The sequence below is a fragment of the Suicoccus acidiformans genome, from assembly GCF_003546865.1.
Classification (GTDB): Bacteria; Bacillota; Bacilli; order Lactobacillales; family Aerococcaceae; genus Suicoccus; species Suicoccus acidiformans.
On the sequence record NZ_CP023434.1, the window covers coordinates 973681 to 998378 of the forward strand.

Consider the following 24698-nt stretch of genomic DNA (forward strand, 5'->3'; position numbering starts at 1 on the left):
GCGCATAATTCGTACCTATTATTTGTAGAAAGCGCTAAATAATGGTATGCTTACTTTATAATAAAGACAAAGTAAAGGAGTGAAGCTTGACATGACAATTGGAGGCCTAGCTGGCTTAATTGCAGCAATTGCCTTTGCGGTGTTGGTAGCATTTATTTGTATCAATTTATCCAAATTATCGCAAATTATGTCGGATGTTCAAGACACCGTCACACGTTTAAATACAACCATCGATGTCGTCACGAAAGATGTGGATAATTTATCCATCGAAGTTGAAGGTTTGTTAAATAAAGCGAATACGCTAGTGGATGATGTCAATGGCAAATTAGAGAAAACAGACCCATTGTTTACAGCGATTGGGGACTTAGGTGTGACCGTGTCTGATTTAAATGATTCAACGAAGAATATGACGGTCAATCTAATCGACTCCATCGGCAGTAAATCAAAGCGTCGTAAAACGTCAACCATCGAACGACTGGTACGCTCTGGCCGGGAGGTAGCTCAAACACGAGCCAAGCAACCACCCAAGCCAACTGAAGTTAAACCTGAGGTTAAGGTGAAAGCTGAAGAAGCGAGTATTGCAGTGCCAGTCCAAGCTGTAGCAGAAGCTAAGGTTGAAACACCACGACCAAAGGGACCTTCGCCTGAAGAGACTAGCCGATTAGCGGCTTATCGACCTAAAGAAACGTCGCATACAGCTGGTGAAATTCGATTGAAATAAGTGAAAGGAAGCGATTTGAATGAGTAACAATAATAATGGTAAATTTTTCCTTGGGGCAGTTGTCGGAGCGTCTATCGGAGGTTTAGTAGCTTTACTTTTCGCACCGAAATCGGGCGATGAGTTCCGCAAAGACATCAAAGATGAGTGGGAAGATTTAAAATCAACAGCCCATGACTACACTGATTACGTCGTTGAGCGTGGTGTTGAATTCTACGATGCAGCAGCTGAAACGGCTGAAGATATTAAAGTTGATTTAAAGTATTCTGCTAACCAATTGCGCACCCAATTTGATGAGAAGGCAGACGAATTCTCTGAAACATGGGAACATACGAAAGAACAAGTACAGCACGGTGCCCAAGACATCACAGTTTCCTTGAAAGAAGAAGGTTCTCAATTAGCTGAAGACCTCCGCGAAGCTGGCAAAATTGTTCAAGAATCTGCAGACAATATGAAATTTGCCGCTGAATTTGTAACAGAATCCGTTAAAGATTCAGCTTCAAACGTCGGAGACGAAGTTTCCGATAAGATTGAAGAAGCTGCCACCGAAGTAGAAGAAGAAATCGAAGAAGCGTAATTCATTGAGTTAATTATGCTGCTGTAGCTAATTTCCCGCAGTCGTTGAGAAGATGAACGGCTGTGGGTTTTTGCCTATTATGGACCTTATTTCGGCCTGTTTTATATTGCATTTATTTTCAAGCAAAATTGATGGCTATCAACTTTCTATGTAAATAAAGCGCTTGCAAATACTTGTCTTCTATGTTACATTCTATTAAAATAGATTTAACAATTAAAATAAAAGAAGGGATCAGCATATGGAGAAGCAGACAATCACAATTTACGACGTGGCTCGTGAGGCCGGCGTCTCAATGGCTACCGTTTCCCGGGTAGTCAATGGCAATCCAAACGTTAAACCAAGTACTCGCAAGAAAGTTTCCGACGTCATCGAAAGGCTTAATTACCGGCCTAATGCGGTGGCGCGTGGTTTAGCGAGTAAACGTACTACTACCGTTGGAGTAATTATTCCGAGTGTGACGAATTTATTCTACGCATCATTAGCGCGTGGGATTGATGATATTGCCGCCATGTACAAGTATAATATTCTACTGGCTAACTCAGATGAGAATACAGACAAGAAGATGACGGTGTTTAATACATTATTAGCCCAGCAAGTAGATGGCATTATCTTCATGGGTTACAATGTCGATCAAGCGATGCAAGAGGCAATCCAGTCATCCAATACACCTGTCGTATTCGCAGGAACAGTACTTGATAATGAGAATACTTACCAAGTTAATATTGACTACCGCCAGGCAACTGAAGAAGCTACGGCACGTTTATTAAAGAACCATCGCAAGGTAGCATTGTTGGTCAGTTCCAAAGAAGCATTAATTCATCAATATCGCAGTGAAGGCTTTAAAGCAGCCCATGAAGCTGCCGGGATGAGCTTCGATGACGGACAAATTGTCGAAATATTGGACGAGAAGGAAGTTGAAGTACGCCTTGAAGAATTATTGGCAGAGAATTACAACGCGGTTATTGCTACAGATGATGTACTCGCAGCCACGGTGTTAAATAATATTCTCGACCGAGGTATCGCGGTTCCAGAAGACTTTGAAGTGATTACCACGAATAACTCCATGATTACGGAGATTACGCGGCCAAGCCTCTCTAGCGTTGCCTTGCCTTTGTATGACATTGGTGCAGTAGCCATGCGCTTGTTGACGAAGATTATGAATGAAGAGGAAATTGAAGAAAAGCAAGTCATCTTACCACACCGCTTTATCGAACGCGGTACGACCTTGAATGAAGCTGAATAGCTTTCTGTATGAGAATTAACTGAATATTATCGAAAGAGGCACATTTCATTAAACTAGCCGTAGTGATGGCTAAGTTTGCTGAAATGTGTCTTTTTTGATAGAAAGGGAGGGTGCATTTGCAGGAAGAGGGGAGAGCGGTAGTTGGTTGAATGCTCGTTTGATGATTGATGTGGCGATCTCTGTCACTTAAATGCGGCGCAATTCCGTGGAGAGGTCGTTCCACGGAATCCAACAAGCTCCTTCGAATTATTGCGTCCACTTATCAATTAGTAGGCAAAAAAAGCCCTTGCGGGCTTGCTTTGCTAGGCTAAATTATTCGTAATCCGTTGTAATTTCTTCTGCACTGACCACTTCGCCGCCTTGGTATTCCAACATAATTGCAGGCTTATCTGGGTTATGGTTAGCATTCATTGTAAAGTCACCTGTGACACCAGCATAGTCTGTCGTCTCTTGTAAGGCTTTGTTGACTGCAGCCGCTTCGGTCGTACCTGCGCGCTCGATAGCATCCACAAGGAGCATAATCGCGTCATAGCCAAGGGCTGCAAAGCTATCTGGTCGCTCACCGAATTTCTCTTCGTAAGCGGCAATAAATTCTTGCGCTTCCGGACGATCGGTTTGATCGTAGTAGTGGCTTGTGATGTATAAATCATTCAGGTTATGGCTTCCTGCCAATTCTACAAAGGTTTCGTTGGCATAGCCATCCCCACCGATAATCGGTTGTGTTAAGCCCATTTCACGAATTTGCTTAACAATTAGACCGGTTTCTGTGTAGTAACCTGGTAAGTAGATGACATCAAAGTCATAGCTTGCTAAAGTCGTCGCTAAGGCTTGGAAGTCTGCGTCGCCTGACTGATATGCTTCATAGCTGACGACTTCACCACCGAGTTCTTCGTATTTGGCTACGAAAGCATCGGCTAAGCCTTGGGAATAATCCATCGCTTGGTCAATAATCACCACAGCCTTTGGCGCATCTAATTTAGACATGGCGTACTCGCCTGCAATAGCACCTTGGTATGAATTCTCAAAACATACACGGAAGATATTTTTGATGGCCGTGCCGGCATCGTCTAAGGTTAAACCGTCACCCGTCGTTGATGTATAAATCATGGGTGCCTCGCCCTCAGAAACGGTTGGTGTAATGGCATGGCCTAAGGTGGTGGAGTTAGGGCCGATGATGCCAACGAGGTTTTGGATTTCACTAATTCGGCGAGCCACAGACGTTGCTTCTGTTGTATCTGATTTATTATCGATGACCTCGATAGCTAATTGATCCCCTTCGAGAATTCCGCCATTGGCATTAACCTGTTCAACGGCTAGTTCCATGGAGCGGGAAACAGGCGTGGCATAGGCTGCTGCATTACCGGTTAACTCCAAGTTGCCGGCAATAGTCCACGTCTCTTGGGCGCTGGCCGTGAGAGGGGTAATAAGACTACTAAGTACGAGGGAAGCAGTGAGTAAAGCTCCCTTTAATTTTTTGCTTAACATAAGAGCCTCCTTAAATAAATGTCATGTTCTCATCATAATCTAATCCTACTTGAAAGTCAATTTAAAATGAAAACCATTCCAACAAAAAATAACAAAATTTGCAGAGGCCTAGCCTAAAAGAAAGATTGTCACACCCTTAAGAATTTGTTAGAATAGGTAAGTAAAGGAAGCGTTGAAGAGAGGAAGTAGCCGATTCATACAGAGAGAGGATGCATGCTGAGAGTCCTTATCGGTGAACGTAGCTCGGAGCTCGTTGGGTGAATGGAGTAGTCCAACGCGGAGAGGCACTCCGTTATGAATGGAAAGAGGGAGCTTTAGCTCTAAATTTAGGTGGTACCACGTTTCAAACGTCCTATGCTATGTGATAGGGCGTTTTTTATGTGGGCAAGCCAATTAAAAGGAGAGTACTATGAATCAAGAATTATCACCGAAATATCAACCAGGTGAGGTTGAAGCGGGACGTTATCAGAAGTGGTTAGATCAAGGTGTCTTCAAACCCTCAGAAGATCCAAAGGCCGAGCCGTATTCGGTTGTTATTCCACCACCCAATGTTACCGGGAAATTGCACTTAGGTCATGCCTGGGACGTTACCTTGCAAGATATGATTATACGTCAGAAACGCATGCAAGGCTATGACACGTTATGGCTACCTGGAATGGACCATGCTGGGATTGCTACCCAGGCGAAAGTGGAGGAGCGCTTGCGTGAAGACGGTGTCAGTCGCCACGATTTAGGCCGGGATGCTTTCTTGGAGAAGACCTGGGAGTGGAAAGAAGAATATGCCAGTGTTATCCGTGAACAATGGGGCAAGATGGGTATCTCCGTTGATTATAGTCGCGAGCGTTTCACCTTGGATGAAGGCTTAAATAAGGCGGTTAATAAAGCATTCGTTGATCTTTATGAGAAAGGTCTAATTTACCGCGGTGAATATATTATTAACTGGGATCCTGAAGCGCAGACAGCCTTATCAGATATTGAAGTCATTCACCAAGACGACCAAGGTGCCTTCTATCACATTAATTACCCAGTGGTAGGGTCAGATGAAGTGCTAGAAATTGCTACTACACGTCCTGAAACGATGTTAGGAGATACAGCGATTGCGGTTCATCCAGAAGACGAGCGTTACCAACACTTAATCGGTCAGAAAGCCTTACTGCCTCTAATGAATCGAGAAATTCCTATTGTAGCAGACGATTATGTCGATATGGAATTTGGAACCGGTGCAGTGAAGATTACCCCAGCCCATGACCCGAATGACTTTGAAGTCGGCAATCGCCACGATTTACCGCGTATTAACGTTATGCATAAAGACGGTAGCATTAATGAAAAGGGTGGCGCTTATGTAGGCATGGATCGTTTCGAAGCGCGGAAAGCCGTTGTCAAAGACTTGAAAGAGCAAGGCTACCTCGTTAAAGTCGAAGAAATGGTCCACAGTGTCGGTCACTCCGAACGTAGTGGAGCCGTCGTTGAGCCTTACCTATCTACCCAATGGTTCATCAAAATGGCACCCCTCGCAGAGCGAGCTATCCAAAATCAGCAGACCGATGATGCGGTGGAATTCTTCCCGCCACGCTTTAACGATACGTTCCTGCAGTGGATGGAGAATGTGCATGACTGGGTAATTTCACGTCAACTATGGTGGGGGCATCAAATCCCTGCTTGGTACCATAAGGAAACAGGCGAAGTGTATGTTGCAGAAACGGCACCAGCAGACGAAGCGAATTGGGAACGTGATCCGGATGTCCTAGATACGTGGTTCAGTTCAGCCCTTTGGCCATTTTCGACTATGGGTTGGCCGGAGCCGACGGAAGATTTTGAACGTTATTTCCCAACAAATACCTTAGTCACAGCATATGATATTATCTTCTTCTGGGTGAGTCGGATGATTTTCCAATCCTTGGAATTTACGGAACAGGCACCTTTTAGAAACGTCCTAATTCATGGTCTGATTCGGGATTCTGAAGGACGGAAGATGAGTAAGTCATTGGGTAACGGGATCGATCCAATGGATGTCATCGATGAATACGGGGTAGATGCCCTACGTTGGTTCTTAGCTAACGGTTCTGCACCGGGTCAAGATATTCGTTATTCAACCGACAAGATGGCGTCAGCTTGGAACTTCATTAACAAGATATGGAACGCGAGTCGTTACGTATTAATGAATGTAGGAGAGATGGATATTGAACATATTCAAATAGGGGCTGACTTGACCTTGGCGGACCGTTGGATTCTGTCACGCTTACAGTCAACAATCCGTGATGTAACGCGCCTTTTCGATAAGTTTGAATTTGGTGAGGCAGGCCGGGTCTTATACCACTTTATTTGGGATGATTACTGCGATTGGTATATTGAGATGACCAAGGAGAGCTTGCAAGATGAGACGAGCGATAATACATCTACGCGCAGCATTCTTGTCTACGTGCTTGACCAATTCTTGCGTTTATTACATCCTATTATGCCTTTTGTAACGGAGGAAATTTGGCAACATATTTCTGGTTCCCAAGTATCGATTGTGCTTGCATCGTATCCAACGGTTCAAGAGAAGTGGATTGATGAAGCCAGTGAACAGGCGATGAACCAACTCATCGATGTGATTCGGGCAGTACGGACGATTCGCAATGAGATGAATACGCCGCTCTCTAAAGAAGTTGACATCTTTATTAAGGTAAACCAAGCTACTACTGGTGAAATTATGGAAGCTAACCGAGCTTATATTGAGCGCTTTAGTAATCCGGCAAGTTTAGAAATTAGCCAAGCGCCAAATACACCGGAACAAGTTGTGAGCCAGACAACGTCCTTTGCGACGGTCATGATGCCACTGGAAGGCTTGGTATCCATTGAAGATGAGTTGAAGCGACTCGATCAAGAGAAACAAAAATTAATCAAAGAAGTTGAACGAGTTGAGAAGAAATTAGCCAATGAGAACTTTGTCAGCAAAGCCCCTGAAGCTGTGGTGAATGCTGAGAAGGAGAAGGGTAAAGACTACAAACGTCAACTTGAAGCTGTCGAGCAGCAAATGGTACAGCTTGCTCAGTTAGGTGAATAATACAGCAATATTTCGTGCAAAGCAGGCAATCCCAATGGAGCTGCCTGCTTATCTTTATTTAATTTAAAAATTAAAAATTGGTCAGATGGAAATCGACCCTTTCTTGCGTATATATATAATAGGAGGGGATAAAATGACCAATATGTTTATTCGAGAAGTTCCTAAAGAAATCAGACCACGTGAGCGCTTAGTAGAGTATGGTGCAGCAGCCTTATCTAATCAAGAGTTGCTAGCGATTCTCTTTCGAACCGGTCAACGAGGCGAGAATGTTCTGGAAATGTCACTGCGTTTTCTGTCGCGGTTTGAGAGTTTGCCTGAAATAAAAGGGGCAAGTTTAGAAGAGTTGACCGCTGTTAAAGGGATTGGCGAAGTGAAAGCCATTGAATTGAAAGCTGCTATTGAATTGGGCTACCGTATCGCAACAGCCTCGGTGCCGAAGTACGGGCAAGTCCTATCCACTGAAGCAGCAGGTCAATGGCTGATGCTTGAAATGGCTCATGAACAACAAGAATTACTGGTTGCCTTATTCTTAAACACTAAGAATGAAATTATCCGCAAGGAAACCGTCTTTAAAGGCACGGTGAGCAGTTCCGTAGCGCATCCTAGGGAAATCTTCAAAGAAGCTGTGAAATACCCAACAGCCCGTATTATTATGGCCCATAATCATCCATCAGGTGACCCAGAGCCGTCACGAGCTGATTTACAATTTACAAGGCGGATGATATTATGTGGGGATTTGATGGGAATTGAGTTGTTAGATCATATTATTGTCGGCGAGCGCGATTTCGTTAGTTTATTGGAGACGACGGATTTATTTGACGACCCGATGAGTCATATGGGGGATTAATCCAAGCAGGAGTATGTTTATCAAGAATAGTATTAAAGAGATATTAGAGAAGCCTTGTATTTTTGGATTTATATGTTATACTTAGATTGTGTTTTTGTATAAGGTAAGTACGGAGTTATAGCCAGTAGTAACGTCTCGTCGAGCCGATCGCAAGAATATAATATTTAGAATGTGCTTAGGCACGAGGAGGATTTTGTTTACATGGCAGAAGGAAAAGTTAAATGGTTTAATGCTGATAAAGGTTTTGGATTCATCGAGCGTGAAGGTGAAGCGGACGTATTCGTACACTTCTCAGCTATTCAAGGTGAAGGCTTCAAGACTTTAGAAGAAGGGCAAGAAGTGAGCTTCGATATTGAAGATGGCGCGCGTGGCCCTCAAGCAGCTAACGTAGAGAAAATATAAGATTTCAGCGAGGTTTTATCACCTCGCTTTTTTTGTGCTTAAAATAAAGAAATTTGAAGGTAAGTACGCTTGAACGACAGATTGTCTACTGCATGAGGTGTTGGGCTATTCACAACAAAATTTCTATCAATTTATTGAGTTTATAATAAGAAAATTACTGAACAGTCTCCCCTGAAAATAAATAATTTAATTTTATCTTAGCAAGTTTTATTGATAATATTTTTGATATATCTATTTTCGTTAGTATATGCCTTTACTTAAATATAAAATTCGCATAATACATGAACATGACTTAATAATAAAATGAATTAATGGAAAATACAGAAAATATTCATCATCTTTTATGCGCAAATATATATCAAAAAAAGAATTTTGTGATAAAATTAAGTGGATTAGATAACACACTTAGATTGTCGCATTATTTCGAAAGGGAATAGGGGAAGATTATGGAATTCTTAAACAAAGTGGAAAAACGACAACTGAACTTAATCAAATTACTTTACCAAAACTCAGATTGGATTACCTATGGCTATTTGTCTGAGGCCATTGGTGTCGCAAAGAATACAGTGAGTACGGATATTAGTTATATTGAAGAGATTTTGGGTGAGGGGGTCAATGTTGAGAAATCAACTATTGGAATTCGGGCTAACTTTAATCCAGGTATGAATCTGTTATCCATTCAGCGTATTTTCTTTAATCACTCGATTTCTTATAAATTGATTGAGGATATATTTATTGATTATCCAATTACGAAGGAGAACTTATCGACGCGCTATGATATTAGTCGTTCAAGCTTATATCGTTACTTAAATCGTGTTTCGGAAGAGACAGAGAAGTTCTATCACTTTACTTTTGAAGGAAACCCTTTATATATGAAAGGCCAGGAGGAAGAGATACAGAATTTCTACGTCAATTTCTTTTTGGATAAGGTACATCCGTTTAATTGGCCTTTCAAGCAAATCGATCAACAAGTTCTGGATAATTTTATTAACTTTATCCTGGATTCCTTCCGAATTGATATTAACTATGAAGAATTTCGCTATGTGGAATATGTGATGTCTGTGACCTTGCTCCGGATGTCTTTAGGCTTTGTTTTAGAAGTCGATACCACGAATCCTATGATGCCGATTTTTGAAGCGTTTATTCAAAGCAATAATCAGAATGTTGAAGCGTTTAGAGTTTTGGTTGAAGCGCTCGGTATTGAATTGACGGCTACTAACTTTAGCCATATGATTGCTAAGTTTTATGAGACGCCTTTCTTGAATTACGGCATCCAGAATATTGTTAATATGGAGCGCAGTAATTTGCTTGAGGAGACACACCGACTTATTGGCGATATTGTAGATATTTTGACTGAGAAATATGAGTTGCAATTAAATAATCGTCACCATCTGATGAATAATGTCAATAAATTACTCCATATGAGCTCTTCGAACTTGGGCAGTAATGAATTATTCTTTCGTCAACAAGAAAGCTTCCTTCGTAAAATACGGGCTATTAACCCAGATTTCTATAAGTCTATATATGAGTTGGTCGATAATAAGTTAATTAATGCTTACCAGAATGATGCTTGGAGCTCTGATTACCTTGTAGCAATTATCTTATTGAATTGGGAGAATATTTATCCGCAGCTGCTGCGCAAGGCAGGTCGGTTAAAAGTGTATGTGATGAGCTTCCAAGATGTGAGTATTGCTAAGACGCAGGTCGATTTACTAAGTAGTTACTTGGAAGATCTTTATGATATGCATTTATTTGAAGGGCGGGAAATCTCTGAAGAGATGGTTCAAGGCCTGGATTGTGATGTGATTATTAGTGATTTGAATTTACCAACGATTAAAGATAAGCGGATTGTAAGTATCCAAAGCTTGCCGACGGTTGAAGATATTCATCTGCTCTTAGATTTATATTACGAGATTCTTTATGGCGTAAATATGGGTGGTGAAAAGCGCATCTTCACTTATTAAGGGTGAGGCGTTAGCTATGAAATTTATTCTATCACCTGCCAAAGAAATGCAAACGAAGTACCCCATTGAGCGAGATTGGCAGTTAAGCGCCTCGAGTCAAAAAATTCTGGATAAACTTGAAGCGTTAAATGCTGCAGACTATCAAGCTTTACTGAAACTTTCGGATAAGCAATTCTCCCAGCAACAGGCCTACCGTGAAGCGTGGCAACAGCCAGTTACTTATGAAGCATTAGCTTTATATCATGGCCTAGCTTTTCGTCAAATTACTTTTACAGACGCAGACCGGCCCTATTTAGCCAAACATTTGCGGATTTTATCAGCCTTTTACGGTGTGTTAGAGCCTTTCGCCTTAATTAAGCCGTACCGTCTCGATATGCAGACGCCTTTAATACTTGAGGGCCAGCGTTTGAAGCAATTTTGGCGTGCTGAATTCAATGAGGCCTTTGCGGAAGGGGAGACCATTGTGAATCTTGCCAGCCAAGAATTCACCTCCTTATTCACCCAGAGTCGTTATCACTGGGTTGACGTTGAATTTATCGATGGTGGTCGCAAGCATTCAACGATTTCTAAGAAGGGACGCGGTGCCATGGTTACCTATTTAGTCCGTGAGAAAGTTGCGACACTGGATGCTGTGAAAGGCTTTAACCTTGACGGCTATGCCTATCAGGTTGAGCAGTCCCGGGATGATTTATTTGTCTTTGCACGATAATCTTAACGCCTCCAAAATTATACAGCTCAATGATTATCATGATGACTGAACGTTGATACGACTGTATTTTTCAGGGGAGATTATTTTCAGCATACCTTGTAAATTATACAAGGCAGGTCAGTGTAATACATATTTTCATTTCTTGTTTTGTATTAAATAGAGGGAATTTACGACATAAAAAATAGACGAGCACGCATAATGTGCTCGTCTTTTTGTTAGGGTAAATTATCTCGTTCGTTTAAATAATCCCCGCTTTCAAGTAATTCACCTACCGCAATAATATGATCTTGAACATCGTCTTGAATTTCAGGGTGTTGCAAGGCGTAGTCGAGTGAATATTCTAGGAAGCCAAACTTACTGCCTACGTCATAGCGCTTGCCGTTAAATTGCCTTGCATAGACATTCTGGAAGGTATTGAGTTTGTCGATGGCATCCGTTAGCTGGATTTCATTACCTGCACCAGGGTTCGTCTCGGCTAAAATTTCAAAGATTTCAGGTGTGAGTAAATAACGGCCAATAATTGCTAAATTACTTGGTGCATCTTCTGGTTGAGGTTTTTCAACAAAATGGTCAACTTTGTAGATGTTATCAGCGTATTGACCATCTGGGGCAATGACCCCATAATTTGCGGTATCTTCTTGGGGGACCTCCATGACAGCCAAGTTCGATGACCCGGTCTGCTCGTATACTTCGATGAGCTGCCTCGTTAAAGGTACGTCATCAACCATTAAATCATCCCCCAACATGACAACAAAGGGCTCATTGCCGACAAAGGCCCGAGCTTGTAAGACAGCGTGGCCGAGGCCTTTAGGATATGGCTGACGGACAAAGTATAGGTTTAAGTTCTCGGTTGCTTGAACTTTCTCTAATAAGTCGGTCATGCCATGAGCTATAAGGTATTTCTCCAAGTCTAAATGTGAATCAAAGTGATCTTCAATGGTCCGTTTAGACTTTCCTGTAACAATGAGTATATCTTCAATTCCTGCTTCTAAAGCTTCATCGACGATAAATTGTATGGTTGGTTTATCGATAATCGGCAACATTTCCTTGGCCATGGCCTTGGTGGCAGGGAGGAAACGTGTACCTAAGCCAGCTGCTGGAATGACTGCTTTTCTAACCTTCATACTGGGCCTCCTTTTGCGTCTTCAACTCTTTGCTTTTGGCAATGAGATAGTCTTTCAGTTCGTCTTTCGTCTCAGGATGCTCCAAGCCGTGGCGGATAGATGTCTTGACAAAGCCTAGGGCATGTCCTGCATCATTGCGCTTTCCTTGTAGTTGATAGCAGTAAATATCATGTTCTTGGCCCAAACTTGAGATGGCATCACTCAACTGGTATTCACCAGCAACACCGGGTTGTAAATCACGAATAATATCGAAAATATCAGGTGTTAGAACATAACGTCCGGAAGCAGCCCATTGGCTAGGTGCTTGAGCTTCACTGGGTTTCTCGACAATCGTGTGCAATTTAGCCAAACCGTCTTGCGAGAAATCGGTCGCCAAATCAACAATGCCGTAACGACTCAAATCGTCCCCTTGGACTTGGTCGACAGCCAGTACTGGTTCTTGAATTTGCTCAAAGACGTCAATGATTTGCTTGGTTGCGGGCACATCACCTTCCATAATGTTATCAGCAAGGAGCACTAAGAAAGGTTCATTCCCAACAAATGCTTCCGCATGTAGAATGGCATCAGCTAAGCCTTTTGGTTCCGATTGGCGAACGTAGAAGATATTCTCGTAAGTCGTCGTTTTGACGATATTTAAGAGGGCTTGCTTGCCTTTACTTTCTAAGTTCTCCTCCAATTCTGGATTCGCATCGAAATGATCTTCAATCGGTCGTTTATTCTTCCCAGTAATGATCAGAATTTCATCGATTCCAGAAGCTTTCGCTTCTTCGATGACGTATTGAATAATCGGTTTATCAACAATCGGAAGCAATTCCTTTGGTTGCGCCTTTGTTGCAGGTAGGAAATTTAGCCCATAACCTGCGGCTGGGATAACTGCTTTACGTATTTTCGGCATGTTAGACCTCCAACTAGAGTGTAATTTATTTCATTATAGCATAACTGTCGGGAAATACATGGATAATTCGGTAAGCTTACAAATTTGGAAGATTGGAGGAAATGAATCCGCACTTATTTTTTTAGGTAAAACTAAAATAGAATCTTTTAAAAAACATTCGCTAAAGCTTGACTTTATCGATTTCAAGCTGAGTCAAAAAGATGGTTATTTTATTGGATTCGTGTTATGTTGTAGGTAAGATATGTATATTCGAAGTGCACAAAGGAGGTCGTTATATGGAAGGAAACAGAACCTTATTATTAAAGCAATCAGAAGTTGAATCTTTGATTGACTTAAGTGATGTTAATCGTCTGGTTGATTTAACTTTCCATGGCATGGGTGAGGGAACGGTTAAAAATCCGCCTAAAGTATCCCTCGATTTAGGCGAAACTGGCAATTGGCCGCATTATGAAGGTTTTATGAATGCCATGCCGGCTTATATTGGTTCCCTGGACGTTGCAGGATTGAAATGGGTTGGCGGTTTTGAAGGGGAACGGGAAGCTGCCGGTTTACCTTATATTACGGCGATGATTTTACTCGTCAATCCACATTTGGGGACCTTTCTATCAGTGATGGATGGGGCCTATATTTCCAATGTTCGTACAGGAGCCCAAGTCGCCCAGGCCATTCGCTACTTATTCCGGAAAGATCACATCACTTTAGGTTTATATGGCGCAGGTATGCAGGCCCGTAAGACGGTTCGAGCCGTTGCGGATGCGGTGCACATTGATTGCCTGCATGTGTGGAACCACCGGGAAGAGACGGCCCAGCAATTTAAAGAAGATATGGCTGAAGTAGTTCACGGTGAAATCATTGTCCATGAGGTAAGTGACCAAGCTGGACCATGCCAAGCTGAGGTGGTGGTAACCTTGACGCCAGCGCAAGAACCTTTAATTCGGCGAGAGTGGGTTCAACCGGGGACCGTTATCTTTCCCATGGGTTCCTATCAGGAGATTGACGATGCACTAATTTTAGAAGCAGACCAAATTATTGTCGACCATCCGGAACAAGCTTTACATCGCGGCGCCTTAAAAAAACTTCATACCAATGGCCAAATCACCCTTGATGATATTGACGGCACCCTAGGTGAATTATCTTTAAAGGAAACAGGCTTAGCCAATATAGATAAGCAGATTACCTTGTGTATCCCTATTGGCACAGGTGCTATGGATGTATCGGTTGCTTATGAAGTGTATCGAAAGGCAAAGGAGGCTGGCGTGGGAGAGTATTTCGATTTTGTAGGATAGGCATGAATGAAAGAGGAGTCGAATTTAGATGGCTGAAGTCTTATTTGAATTAAAGGATGTAGCATATCAAGCACCCGACGGTTACCAAGTAATTGAGCGGGCCAATTTCACGATTGACGATGGAGATGCGGTGTTAATTACCGGTCCATCGGGTAGTGGGAAGTCTACACTGTTGAAATTACTGGCAAATATGATTAGTGCGACTGAAGGGGAGATTCTCTATCAGGGGAAATCTGTTTATGAATATCCACCGACAGAGTATCGCAAGGAAGTATCTTATTTCTTCCAAAATCCGCTTTTATTTGACCAGACCGTACGGGATAACTTAGCCTTTCCCTATGAGATCCGCAAGGAGTCCTTTGATGAAACAGCAGCGATAGCAGCCTTGGAGAAGGTGAAGCTATCCAAGGATTTCCTAGATAAGTCGATTGGTGATTTATCAGGCGGTGAGAAGCAGCGGGTTGCTTTTGTTCGGAATTTACTGATTACACCGAAGGTATTATTACTTGATGAAGTGACGGCTTCTTTAGACAAGACCAACCGTGAAGTAATCCAGCAGCTTCTGCAAGAATTACGTGACAAGGAGCAGGTGACAATTGTAATGGTATCGCATATTAGCGAAGATTTAACTGATTTTAACCGGACGATTGAGATTGAAGAGAAAGTTGCAGGTGAAATTAATGCAGACGAGCGGTGATTTATCTTTAGGATCTCTCTTATTCTCTTCAATTCTACTCCTGATCCCGATCGTCATCTCTTATAAGGAAGACCTCGGTTTGGAGAAGGACATAGTTGTAGCAGGTGTACGAGCAGCCGTCCAGCTCTTTATTATTGGCTATATCCTGCAATTTATTTTCAATGTTAATCATTCTTGGGTAACCATCCTGATGATTTTATTTATGGTGGTGAACGCTTCATGGAATGCAGCCAAGCGTTCCAAAGGTATTCCCGATGCTTTCCAAATAGCGCTCATCTCCATTGCCTTTGGCGCAATCATCACTTTGGTTATCCTTCTTGTAACCGGTGCTATTAATTGGACGCCTCGTGAAGTCATCCCGATTATGGGCATGCTCTCGTCCAATGCCATGACAGGTCTAAGCTTAAGCTTTAATGACATGAACGACAAATTCACCGATCAGAAACAGAAAGTGCTCGAAAAGATTTCCTTAGGGGCGAACCCTAGCCAAGCTTCTAAGATAGTAGTCCGTGAAAGTATCAAGACCGGCTTAATTCCCCAAATTGACTCTACCAAAATGGTTGGACTCGTCTCTCTACCGGGTATGATGACAGGAATGATTATGGCTGGAGCTGAGCCGACAGCAGCCATTCGCTATCAATTGGTCATTATGTTTATGATGCTTTCTTCAGTAGGCTTGTCGACGATCATTGGCGCCTACTTGGCTTATCCGAAATTCTTCAACGACGAAGGGCAATTAGTGACAGAATAAATACAATTCTTAATGTGAAAACCTCCCATCAATTTTAGGCTGATGGGAGGTTTCTATTCTAAATTATTCAAATATTATACACTACAATTGCTTATCACCCTTTGGATGTTATGTTGGTAATGGGTTTAGTTTATAATTATACTCTGCAAAACAAGGAAATGCCATTTTATTGGCGAATTGAATGGTATAATTAGAGCTTTTTGAAAAACTGTAAACCAGTGTTCCGAAATATCCGATAGATTCGATATTTGGAAGGTTTATGGGTGGAAGCGGGTTCGAGCATAGTGACATGAGTTGCTGGCCAGTATGTGTGGACGAAGACTCACTGGCTTGCAGAAAATGTGAGTTTGGCAATTCGGTGCCATATATAATTCACTAAATGTGCTTCCTCATGTTTGACCCACCTTTCAAATATGAGCAAAATGATTTGCTAAGGTTTGAACCGTCTTTCAAACACGAGCAAATTACTTCCTGATGTTTGGCTCGCCTTTTTAAACTTAACGGAGAATTATATAAGACGTTGAACGACTTGGCAGACGTCGCCGCATACGCATTAAATCGACATACAATTGTTTGGCGGGATTTACGTTTTTCACAAAGCGAAGCACTTACCATATCACCAAGCGTTCATCTGGTGCCCGGTACATGAGGCCACCTGCTTGGATGTTGAAGGTTTCATAGAATTCATCGAAATTGGTAATAGGAATATTCACCCGCACATCGCTAGGGGCATGAACATCCATTTGAAGAAGTAGGCTGGCCATTTCATTCGTAGTAAGTTGTGCCAAATATGCGCCCATTTTACGAAAAATGCTTCATAGTCGGGTTGGTCTAAGGCACTGGTTGCTTTTAATGCGGCAGCTAGGCCACCATTATCGGCAATATTCTCTGAAACGGTCAATTCACCATTGGCTTTACCGCCTTGAGAAGGTACCCCATCAAATTGTTCAATCATCGCTTGGGTTTGTTCTTGAAAGGCTTGATAGTCTGCTTCGCTCCACCAATTGGCTAAGTTACCGTATTCATCAAATTGGGCGCCATTGTTGTCAAAGGCATGAGTGATTTCATGGGCGATAATGGTACCGATGCCCCCGCAGTTGGCACTGTCAGATTGCGCCAAACTATAAAAGGGTGCTTGGAGGATTCCGGCTGGAAAGACAATCGTGCTAAGCAAAGGGTTATAAAAGGTGTTGACCATTGCTGGTGAGGCATCCCATTGGGTTCGATCTACTTTATCGCCGTATTGGCTATAGTTAAGTTTCGCTAGATGTGTCAGATTGTCCAAAGTATTTCGGAAGAAGGTGGCTTCTGGGTCGGTAGATACTTCCAGTTGGACGGGGGATATTTCATCAGGATAGCCTACTTGAATTGCCATCGACTCAAGCTTGTGGATGGCTTGTTGAATGGTTTCCTGGCTCAGCCAATCGTTCGCCTGAAGTCTTTCTTCATAAATTCTGATGATTTCATGAACCATCTGCGCAATGTCCGCTCGTCCTTCTGCGCCCAAACAGGTCTTGCCATAATAATCACCGAGAATATGCCCAAAAAGATTCATAGTCAATTGATAGGGCATCGCTTTTTGGGCTAAGAATTCCCTGGTACCGGATAGGATTAGCTCGTATCGGCTAGCCGTTTGGCGGATTTCCTCAGTTAAGTAGGGGTTTAGAGTGTTGGCGAGGTTTACAATTGCCAAGCCTTAAAGTATGGGGAATCTTCTTCGGTTAAGAAGCTATTCAAATGTTCGAAATAGCTTGGATATTCAACGATTATTCGGTCCACTGGTTGTCCCACTAAGGTTTCCACAATTTGACTTAGGGAAAGGATGTCAGTATAAGCTTCGATTTCTGACCGGCTTCTAGGGTTATAAGCGCTCGTCACATCAGTCCTGTCTTTGGTATCCGGTGTGAAAGGGGCTAATTGCTCATCGAACTCAAGGGCTTACTTGCTTAGCTGGCTAGCTTCTTCAGCGCTGTAGCCATAGAGTAGAAGCAGTTGCTCGTTCTGCCCTTGGAGGGCTTTTTGAAGTTGTTTTTTGGCAGGGTTGAGGCCATCGTAGAAAGATTTATCCGGTAGGAAAGTGGTGGGTGTAGCCAGCCAAAGGGCTTAATGCTGGGTGTCTTGCATATCCGGAGACACATAAAACTCCAGGGCAGCATTGCGAAACGTAAGAGGTCGTCCTGTGAGAGTTCTTCGAAATCTTTAAAAGATGTCAATTGCTCAACTTGAGCCAACAGCCTTCGAGCTTGGCTAACGCCATCAGCTTCACGCTGATTGAAGTCGGCGGCTAAGCGGTAATAAGCGATCATATCTTGAGCCTTAGGGGACTCTGGGTGAATCTCACCTGCTGCCATCTTTGCTAAATCTGCTTGGAGGACAGTATCTAGTCGGTCTTGAGCTACGGCAAATTGCCCATAGAAAGGTTGGTCGGCTGGCATTTCTGTCTGGCTTAACCATTGGTTGTTAACTGCTTGATAGAAATTCTCTGAGATAAGCTCAGTTTGGATAGTAGGCTGAGGTTCGTGGCTTGAGATCTCTTCTGCTGCAAGTGCCGTCGGTGTTAGCATAAAAGCAGTAAAGATTAAGGTGCAGACTGCTTGGATGATGCGTCTCCATGGTTTCATGAGTATCCCTTCCTTCTTTTAGATTTCAAGGAAAGTATATCATGATAGTCTCAAGCAAACGTCAAGGAATTCTCAATTATCTCTAAAAGTGTGCACGCTAGGAAGCTGTCGAAAGATTCCACAAACCATTGGTTTGTGCAATTTTGTCCATAGAAGGTGAAATCTATAACACTGAACTGCCTTGTATTATGCTGAAAATAAACTCCCCTAAAAAGCAAACCTATCAACCTTCAGTCATCATGATAATCATTGAGGTGTATTTTTGAGGAGTGCAAATAAAAGAAGCCACGATGCAAGTTCGTGGCTTCTTAAGTATTCTCTAGTCTAAATTAAGGGTTAAATCAATCCCGAAGTGATCAGACACAATAGGGCCTCTTTCACCATTGAGGATGATTCGATAGGTTTCTGCTTTTAAGTCAGGTGAGGTAAAGATGTAGTCAATGCGTTTCCCTGCATCATGACCCTCCCACCCTGCAATCGCTGCTTTGACAGTCACTTTTCCTTCTTGATGCACACTGGTGTGATAACTGTCGCTAAAATCTGCTTGTATAATGTGGTCATAGCCTTGCTTGCGAATGCTTGCTTCGTTATTAAAGTCGCCCATTAAGAGGATAGATGTCTGAAGGGGACTCAAATGCTGGCGGAGTTCCTGCCATTCTTCTTGGAAACCTTGGTTCCACCAAGATAGGTGGGTAGATACGGCTTGCAGCTTGTGGCCATTCACAACCAAACTGGCAGACAAGGCGACTCGGCGGCGATAATCTGCAAATGCTTTACCGGGACTGAGTAAATATCCCTCAGCTAAGAAGGGGTATTTGGATAGTATGGCGACCCCTTCATCCATGTAATCATAAGAATGATGAGCTGGAAGCCAGGTCCAGTAATAGGATAGGCCTTGTTTAGCTAAAGCTTGAACCAAATTTAAGGCGAAATTATCTACTTTAACAGGAGGCAACGCTATCTCGTCCCACACGCCCGTATGTTGAATGCTTTGATAATTCAAGCAAGCGAATTGGGACTCAGGCAAGAGCTCGGCTTTAATCTGCTGGTTAACTTCTTGCAGGGCAATTAAGTCATAATTATTTTGACTAAGCCAAGCGGCTAAGTCCCTAAGTTGCTTGCTGTTATCTTCTTCTAACCAAGCATGGGCATTTAAAGTCATGACTTTCATCGCTTAAGCCTCTTCATTAAATTGGACGGAAAGCGTACCAAGTTCATCATTAGCTTGGACTTGGCCAGATTTAATTAAGGTAAGTTCACCAACAGCTTCATCACTTAAGGCAACAACCATGATAATCGGTGACTTGCCTGCTTCCTTGACTTGAGCTATATTCATCTCAGCCAAGCTGTCGCCAATATCTACTAGATCTCCTTCACTCACCCAAATGTCAAAAGGTTTCCCCTCAAGTTCTACCGTATCGATTCCCATATGAATAAGAATTCCTGCGCCAGTGTCGGTTTTAATATTTATGGCGTGCTTAGCCGGAAAAATTGAGGTAATACGTCCTTTGACAGGTGAGTAGATTTGTCCGTTACTCGGGTCAAGACCGTAGCCATCGCCCATTACTTTTGAACGGAAGACCTCATCAGGGACGTCACTAATTGGCATCACTCGGCCATCACTGACAGCCACTAAAGTTTCTTCAAGCCATTTGCCCTTTGCTTCAGCAACCGCATCGGTTTCTTCTTCAGCTTGGATGTCTTCTATTGAAGCTTCAGGAATAGCAACGCCAGAATCTAGCGCATCTTGAATGTCCGATTTCAACACATCTGCTTTCGGTCCATAGACGGCTTGAATTCCTTGCCCTTTGACCACCATGCTCATGGCGCCAGCTTTCTTCCACGTATCTGCCTTAGCGACTTTCTCTGGATCATTAACCGTCACCCGCAAACGTGTCATACATGCATCCACATCTTGAATATTGTCCTTACCACCAAGCATATTGATAATTTGGACGATTTCCAAATCTATTTGAGAACCATCCGCTGTTTGCATGCTTGAAGAATTAGCAACGTCGTCAGAAGTGTTCTGGATTTCGTAGTTACCTAAGCGTCCAGGTGTGGCATATTCAAAGCGTTGAATCATATAGTTGGCAACGAAGTAGGCAATGACACCAAAGACAATACACGCAATAATATAGTTAATGACGTCTTGGGTCAGGCCAGCAGATATAGCCAGCGGTGTCCGGGTCAGCATTTCCAAGTTACCAAAGGAGTGGACGCGCAGATTGAAGACATCAGCAATCCCAAATGACAATCCTTGGATAATAGCGTAGACAACGTATAGTGGCATCGCGATAAACATAAACATAAATTCTAAAGGTTCCGTTACCCCTGTTAAGAATACGGCTAAGGCAGTGGATAGGAACATGCCTTTGTAGGCTTGCTTTTTGTCTGAGTCAACATTGCGGTACATAGCATAGGCTAAGCCCATCAAAGTACCCGACGAGCCAATCATTTGCCCCACTTTAAAACGAGCTGGGACGACGGATTCCAATAATTGATTGTAAGCAGCCGTGTCACCTGCTTGACGTAAATTTACTAAATCGGTTACCCAGGCAAACCATAGCGGGTCTTGTCCTTCGACAATTTGTCCAGCTTGTGCGCCAGTCATAATGGTATAGACCCCACCCACTGATGTGTAGTTTACCGGTACGGTTAACATGTGGTGTAGGCCGAATGGCAAGAGCAATCTTTCCAAGAAACCAAAGAGGAAGGGGGCAATAAAAGGCGCATTGTCTTTTGATTGTGCTAGCCAAATTCCAAAGGCATTAATACCGGACTGGATGACTGGCCAAATAATTGCAAGGATAATTGCAGCAACTACTGACCAAGCAATTACAACAAAGGGTACGAAACGCTTGCCATTAAAGAATGAGAGGACTTCCGGAAGTTTACGATAATTATAATAGCGATTATAAGCAGCTGCGCCAAGGAAGCCAGCAATAATTCCCACAAAGACTCCCATGTTCAAAGCAGGTGCTTCCAGAACGGAAATAAAATAAGTGTTGACGGGAATCGTTTGACCAAAGAGGGTAGACGTTGTTGCGCTGGGATCGAGTAACATATCATTCGATACACCGAAGATTGCTCCCGTCAACCGGTTCAATAAGACAAAGGCAATCGTCGCGGCAAAAGCACCACCTGCCCGGTCCTTAGCCCAAGAACCCCCGATGGAAACCGCAAATAGTAAGTGTAAGTTACCAATAATGGCCCAACCAATTGCTGAAATAAAACCAGCCAAAGTTTGCAGCCAAGCAGTCTCAGGTGCAATAATAGGGAGGGAATTGCCAATTGAAATCATCAAGCCCGCAGCCGGCATTGCTGCAATGACCCCCATTAGTGCTTTCCCAAATTTCTGCCAAAACTCGAAATTCATCAAGTCTTTTACTTTACTCATGATATTCTTCCTTTCTAACTAAGAGACACTAATAGGCCAATACTCCTTTCTAATTTGCATCGTCTTGCTAACAAAAAATGCTTTCTTCCTCAAGTTTAAACGCTTTCATAGAACAAGTCAAACAAAGATGTATCAAGGAAAAGTTCAATTTTAAGCACTGTATAGTGCAAAAGCTGAGCCCGTTTCTATAGTGTCTAAGTTCAGCTGATTTGATGGCGAACTTGCTTAAAAAAACCAAAAACGGACCCGTTCATTGAACGAATCCGTCTGACTTAACAGCCCTTATATATTTTGAATAAATGTGAGCGTTTGGGGTATTATAAGAACAAGGCCTTAATTTCAACGTAGTCTTCGAGACCATAGCGGCCGTTTTCCCGGCCAAGTCCCGATTGCTTGTAACCACCGAAAGGTGCCTTGCGATTGCGAGCCCCATTATTGACAAAGATGTTACCGGTACGGAGTTTGCGTGCAACGTCTTCCGCTTCAGCTTGTTCTGGTCCAACTACTGCGCCTGAAAGGCCATAGACAGTATCATTGGCTAATTCAATCGCTTCTTCGACCGTTTCGTAAGTAATGACAGCTAAGACTGGGCCAAAGATTTCTTCTTGGGCGATACGCATATCGTTCTTCACATTGACAAAGACAGTTGGTTCAATATAATAGCCTACCCGGTCAACTGCTTGACCTCCGACAAGAATTTCAGCGCCTTCTTCCTTACCAATATCGATGTATTCCATTACAGTATCAAATTGGTTCTTGGATACCATTGAGCCGACGGTAGTTGCTTCGTCGCGGACGTCACCAATGACGACTGCTTGGTCGTAGTAATCAAGGATAACTTCCTTGTATGCGTCGTACTCTGCTTTAGGTACCAGTAAGCGGGTTAAGGCTGTACAGGTTTGGCCTTGGTTGTTGATGATAGTATCCATGGCTTGTTTGACCGCAGCTTTCTGGTCTGCTTGGGGTAGGGCGACGAGAGCGGATTTACCGCCAAGTTCGAGAATGACCTTCTTGATGTGCGGGGCAGCTGCTTCATACATTCCACTGCCAACATTGGTTGAGCCAGTAAAGGACAAGACAGCAACGTCTGGATGGTGGGTTAGGGCATCTCCGGCCACACTGCCCCGGCCAGTAATCAGATTGAAGACGCCTGCAGGCAAGTCGGTTTGATCAATCACCTCGGCAAGTAGGAAGGCGGCAAGAGGGGTATCAGAAGCGGGTTTAACGACGACGGTATTACCGGTCAAGATGGCTGGAATAATCTTGCGTTCGATTTGAAGGAGCGGGTAATTCCAAGGGGTAATACAAGCTACCACGCCAAAGCCTTCTTTAATGACCTTTGCATTGTTGATTTGCCCTTCAAAGGCGAAAGACTCCATCTCTTCGAGCAAAGCTTCAATCTCTTCAATCGCCGGCTTCACTTGCCCTTGAAGTGCAAAAGAGACGGGAGAGCCGAGCTCTTTGATAATCGCTTCTGCAAAGTCATCGGCACGCTTTTCGATTCCTTGGAGAATTTGTCGGACGACTTTAATGCGGTCACTTGGTTGACTTTCGTTCCAAGCAGGGAAGGCTGCTTTGGCAGCTTCAACTGCCTTGTCTACATCCGATTCATTGGCTTGAGGGATGTCCGTAATCTTCTCTTCTGTGGCTGGATTGTATAATTCAGCGGTATCTGTAGCTATGGGCGTGACCCATTGGCCATTTATATAAAATTTATCGTAAATCATGGTATCTCCTCCTGTAATATCCTTATTCTGTTAGCTTTAAGTTACATATCTATTATCAAGGAAAGCGCTCGCTAATTCAAATAATATGCTGGCAATAAAGCACTAAGACCAAACCTTGGGCTAAAAGCTCTATTCAATGAGTACCATCACTTTTATCAATGCGCATAATTATTCAATGTCAGTAGCTTTGCATAAATCGAGATTATAGATAGCTTTATAAAGATATTACAAATATAATAAAAAATCCTTCTAATAGAGATGGATTACTTATCCAAATCCAAAATAAAAGACAAAGGCACGGGTAAGTATTTTTTTATAGTTTGCACCCATTCTTTTTGAAAATCATTCAGTTGATGCCAAAAGTGCTATCGCTGAATTCAATCGCTATTGGAAAAGAATTAACCTTTGAAAAGGTACTTAAACTGCTACTTTACGCCATTAGTAGTGACCTTGACAGCTTTGTCGAACTTTTGATACCTGAGCGATAAATCAAACTAGAACTAGACCTAAAGTCCATCAGTAACTCTCAGATGTCTAGAACACTGAATGAGATAGCAACAGACCTACTTTGGGAGCTGTTCTATCAATTATCGGGGGTAGGTACATCGATATGATACCCAATCCAATCATCATAAGAGATTCTCGATTGATTCACCAACGATTTCGTTTGGCATGTATCGCGATGAGTACTTTTTCGTTACACGACTGAAGAGGAACACCCTGATTACTGACATTCAAGAAAATGTTTGGCCAGAAGATGATGACTCACCCATCAAAGAAGATGGACTTGCTAGACTTGTCGGCAGGATTGAAACGATAAACTTCTTTCGTATAATTACGATTGAACGTCCTGGTAAAGACACTCTACGCTTAGTCACCCATCGTATGGATTTGGTCGCTGAAGAAATTTCAGAGATGTATCAGTCATATTGGCAGGTAGAACTATTCTTTAAGCATATCAAGCAGAGCCTAAAGACTAAGCACTTATATACTCAGTCTGAATAATCAGCTATCCTCTAAATTATTTGTTAAGGTTAAGGCTATCGAGTAACCGTACGCTATTTGAAGTTGTAAGAGTTTTGAAGACCTTATGGTTCAAGTCATTTGGCTACCATCAATATTAGAGCCTGGTTGACAGCATAAAATCGTCAGTCCCTCTATGCTAATCAAATAACCTAAACAATGGTAAAGTCATCCGCTTGTGCC

The 24698-nt window shown here is 42.8% G+C and carries 20 protein-coding genes, 1 pseudogene and 1 other annotated feature; of the genes and pseudogenes, 12 read left to right on the plus strand and 9 right to left on the minus strand.

Annotation, left to right across the window (positions count from 1 at the left end; genetic code table 11):
- Positions 1–91: 91 nt before the first annotated feature.
- From CL176_RS12615 to ccpA, 3 genes are all read left to right on the plus strand, one after another.
- The gene (locus CL176_RS12615; protein ID WP_240430588.1) at positions 92–721 is read left to right on the plus strand and encodes a DUF948 domain-containing protein; all 630 of its coding nucleotides are present in this window, start codon (positions 92–94) and stop codon (positions 719–721) included.
- A gap of 19 nt (positions 722–740) precedes the next feature.
- Complete coding sequence (locus CL176_RS04720; protein WP_118990267.1) at positions 741–1295, plus strand: YtxH domain-containing protein; 555 nt, start codon at positions 741–743, stop codon at positions 1293–1295.
- Positions 1296–1533: 238 nt separating this feature from the next.
- Entirely contained in the window at positions 1534–2538 is a 1005-nt protein-coding gene (gene ccpA / locus CL176_RS04725) for a catabolite control protein A (protein WP_118990268.1), read from the plus strand.
- A 312-nt stretch (positions 2539–2850) separates the two neighbouring features.
- Here ccpA and CL176_RS04730 read toward each other — a convergent pair whose 3' ends face one another.
- On the minus strand, positions 2851–4023 hold the full coding sequence (locus tag CL176_RS04730) for an ABC transporter substrate-binding protein (RefSeq protein ID WP_118990269.1): 1173 nt from the start codon (positions 4021–4023) through the stop codon (positions 2851–2853).
- A gap of 163 nt (positions 4024–4186) precedes the next feature.
- Positions 4187–4381: a binding site (T-box leader), on the plus strand.
- A gap of 51 nt (positions 4382–4432) precedes the next feature.
- Between CL176_RS04730 and CL176_RS04735 the strand changes: the two genes are divergently transcribed.
- The 5 genes from CL176_RS04735 (at position 4433) to CL176_RS04755 (ending at position 10991) form a co-directional block, all read left to right on the plus strand.
- Complete coding sequence (locus CL176_RS04735; RefSeq protein WP_118990270.1) at positions 4433–7069, plus strand: valine--tRNA ligase; 2637 nt, start codon at positions 4433–4435, stop codon at positions 7067–7069.
- Positions 7070–7211: 142 nt separating this feature from the next.
- On the plus strand, positions 7212–7916 hold the full coding sequence (radC, locus tag CL176_RS04740) for a RadC family protein (protein WP_162890982.1): 705 nt from the start codon (positions 7212–7214) through the stop codon (positions 7914–7916).
- Positions 7917–8117: 201 nt separating this feature from the next.
- Entirely contained in the window at positions 8118–8318 is a 201-nt protein-coding gene (locus tag CL176_RS04745) for a cold-shock protein (protein ID WP_118990272.1), read from the plus strand.
- Between the two features lie 446 nt (positions 8319–8764).
- Entirely contained in the window at positions 8765–10282 is a 1518-nt protein-coding gene (locus tag CL176_RS04750) for an AcpB/EbpR/MafR family transcriptional regulator (RefSeq protein WP_118990273.1), read from the plus strand.
- A 16-nt stretch (positions 10283–10298) separates the two neighbouring features.
- Positions 10299–10991: a YaaA family protein gene (locus tag CL176_RS04755; protein WP_118990274.1), complete on the plus strand. Its 693-nt coding sequence runs from the start codon at positions 10299–10301 to the stop codon at positions 10989–10991.
- A 215-nt stretch (positions 10992–11206) separates the two neighbouring features.
- Here CL176_RS04755 and galU read toward each other — a convergent pair whose 3' ends face one another.
- On the minus strand, positions 11207–12115 hold the full coding sequence (galU, locus tag CL176_RS04760) for a UTP--glucose-1-phosphate uridylyltransferase GalU (protein ID WP_118990275.1): 909 nt from the start codon (positions 12113–12115) through the stop codon (positions 11207–11209).
- Entirely contained in the window at positions 12105–13010 is a 906-nt protein-coding gene (locus tag CL176_RS04765) for a UTP--glucose-1-phosphate uridylyltransferase (protein WP_118990276.1), read from the minus strand. The genes galU and CL176_RS04765 overlap by 11 nt, the downstream gene beginning before the upstream one ends.
- A 275-nt stretch (positions 13011–13285) precedes the next feature.
- On the opposite strand from CL176_RS04765, the gene CL176_RS04770 reads away from it, so the two are divergent.
- From CL176_RS04770 to CL176_RS04780, 3 genes are read left to right on the plus strand one after another with little or no spacing between them, the layout of a single operon-like run.
- Positions 13286–14296, plus strand: coding sequence for an ornithine cyclodeaminase family protein (locus tag CL176_RS04770; RefSeq protein ID WP_118990277.1), 1011 nt, complete (start codon positions 13286–13288; stop codon positions 14294–14296).
- Between the two features lie 28 nt (positions 14297–14324).
- Positions 14325–14993, plus strand: coding sequence for an ABC transporter ATP-binding protein (locus tag CL176_RS04775; protein ID WP_118990278.1), 669 nt, complete (start codon positions 14325–14327; stop codon positions 14991–14993).
- Positions 14977–15744, plus strand: coding sequence for an ABC transporter permease (locus CL176_RS04780; protein ID WP_118990279.1), 768 nt, complete (start codon positions 14977–14979; stop codon positions 15742–15744). The genes CL176_RS04775 and CL176_RS04780 overlap by 17 nt, the downstream gene beginning before the upstream one ends.
- Before the next feature lie 608 nt (positions 15745–16352).
- Here the strand turns inward: CL176_RS04780 and CL176_RS12830 are convergent.
- The 6 genes and pseudogenes from CL176_RS12830 to CL176_RS04815 all read right to left on the minus strand — a co-directional run bounded on the left by CL176_RS12830 (position 16353) and on the right by CL176_RS04815 (position 23492).
- Positions 16353–17437 (minus strand): annotated as a pseudogene (locus tag CL176_RS12830) (M13 family metallopeptidase).
- Complete coding sequence (locus CL176_RS12835; RefSeq protein ID WP_118990282.1) at positions 17425–17622, minus strand: hypothetical protein; 198 nt, start codon at positions 17620–17622, stop codon at positions 17425–17427. Before CL176_RS12835 ends, CL176_RS12830 begins: the two are co-directional and overlap by 13 nt.
- A gap of 68 nt (positions 17623–17690) precedes the next feature.
- Positions 17691–18365 carry a hypothetical protein gene (locus CL176_RS04800; protein ID WP_118990283.1) on the minus strand — a complete coding sequence of 225 codons (675 nt, stop codon included), beginning with the start codon at positions 18363–18365 and terminating at the stop codon, positions 17691–17693.
- A 319-nt stretch (positions 18366–18684) separates the two neighbouring features.
- Positions 18685–19536, minus strand: coding sequence for an endonuclease/exonuclease/phosphatase family protein (locus CL176_RS04805; RefSeq protein WP_118990284.1), 852 nt, complete (start codon positions 19534–19536; stop codon positions 18685–18687).
- Positions 19537–19539: 3 nt separating this feature from the next.
- Positions 19540–21765 (minus strand): PTS transporter subunit IIBC, encoded by a 2226-nt coding sequence (locus CL176_RS04810; protein WP_118990285.1) that lies wholly within the window; start codon positions 21763–21765, stop codon positions 19540–19542.
- Positions 21766–22082: 317 nt separating this feature from the next.
- Positions 22083–23492, minus strand: a complete 1410-nt coding sequence (locus tag CL176_RS04815; protein WP_118990286.1) for an aldehyde dehydrogenase family protein — start codon at positions 23490–23492, stop codon at positions 22083–22085.
- Positions 23493–24164: 672 nt separating this feature from the next.
- Here CL176_RS04815 and CL176_RS04820 point away from each other — a divergent pair.
- Entirely contained in the window at positions 24165–24497 is a 333-nt protein-coding gene (locus CL176_RS04820) for a transposase (protein ID WP_118990287.1), read from the plus strand.
- The last annotated feature ends 201 nt before the right edge of the window (positions 24498–24698 follow it).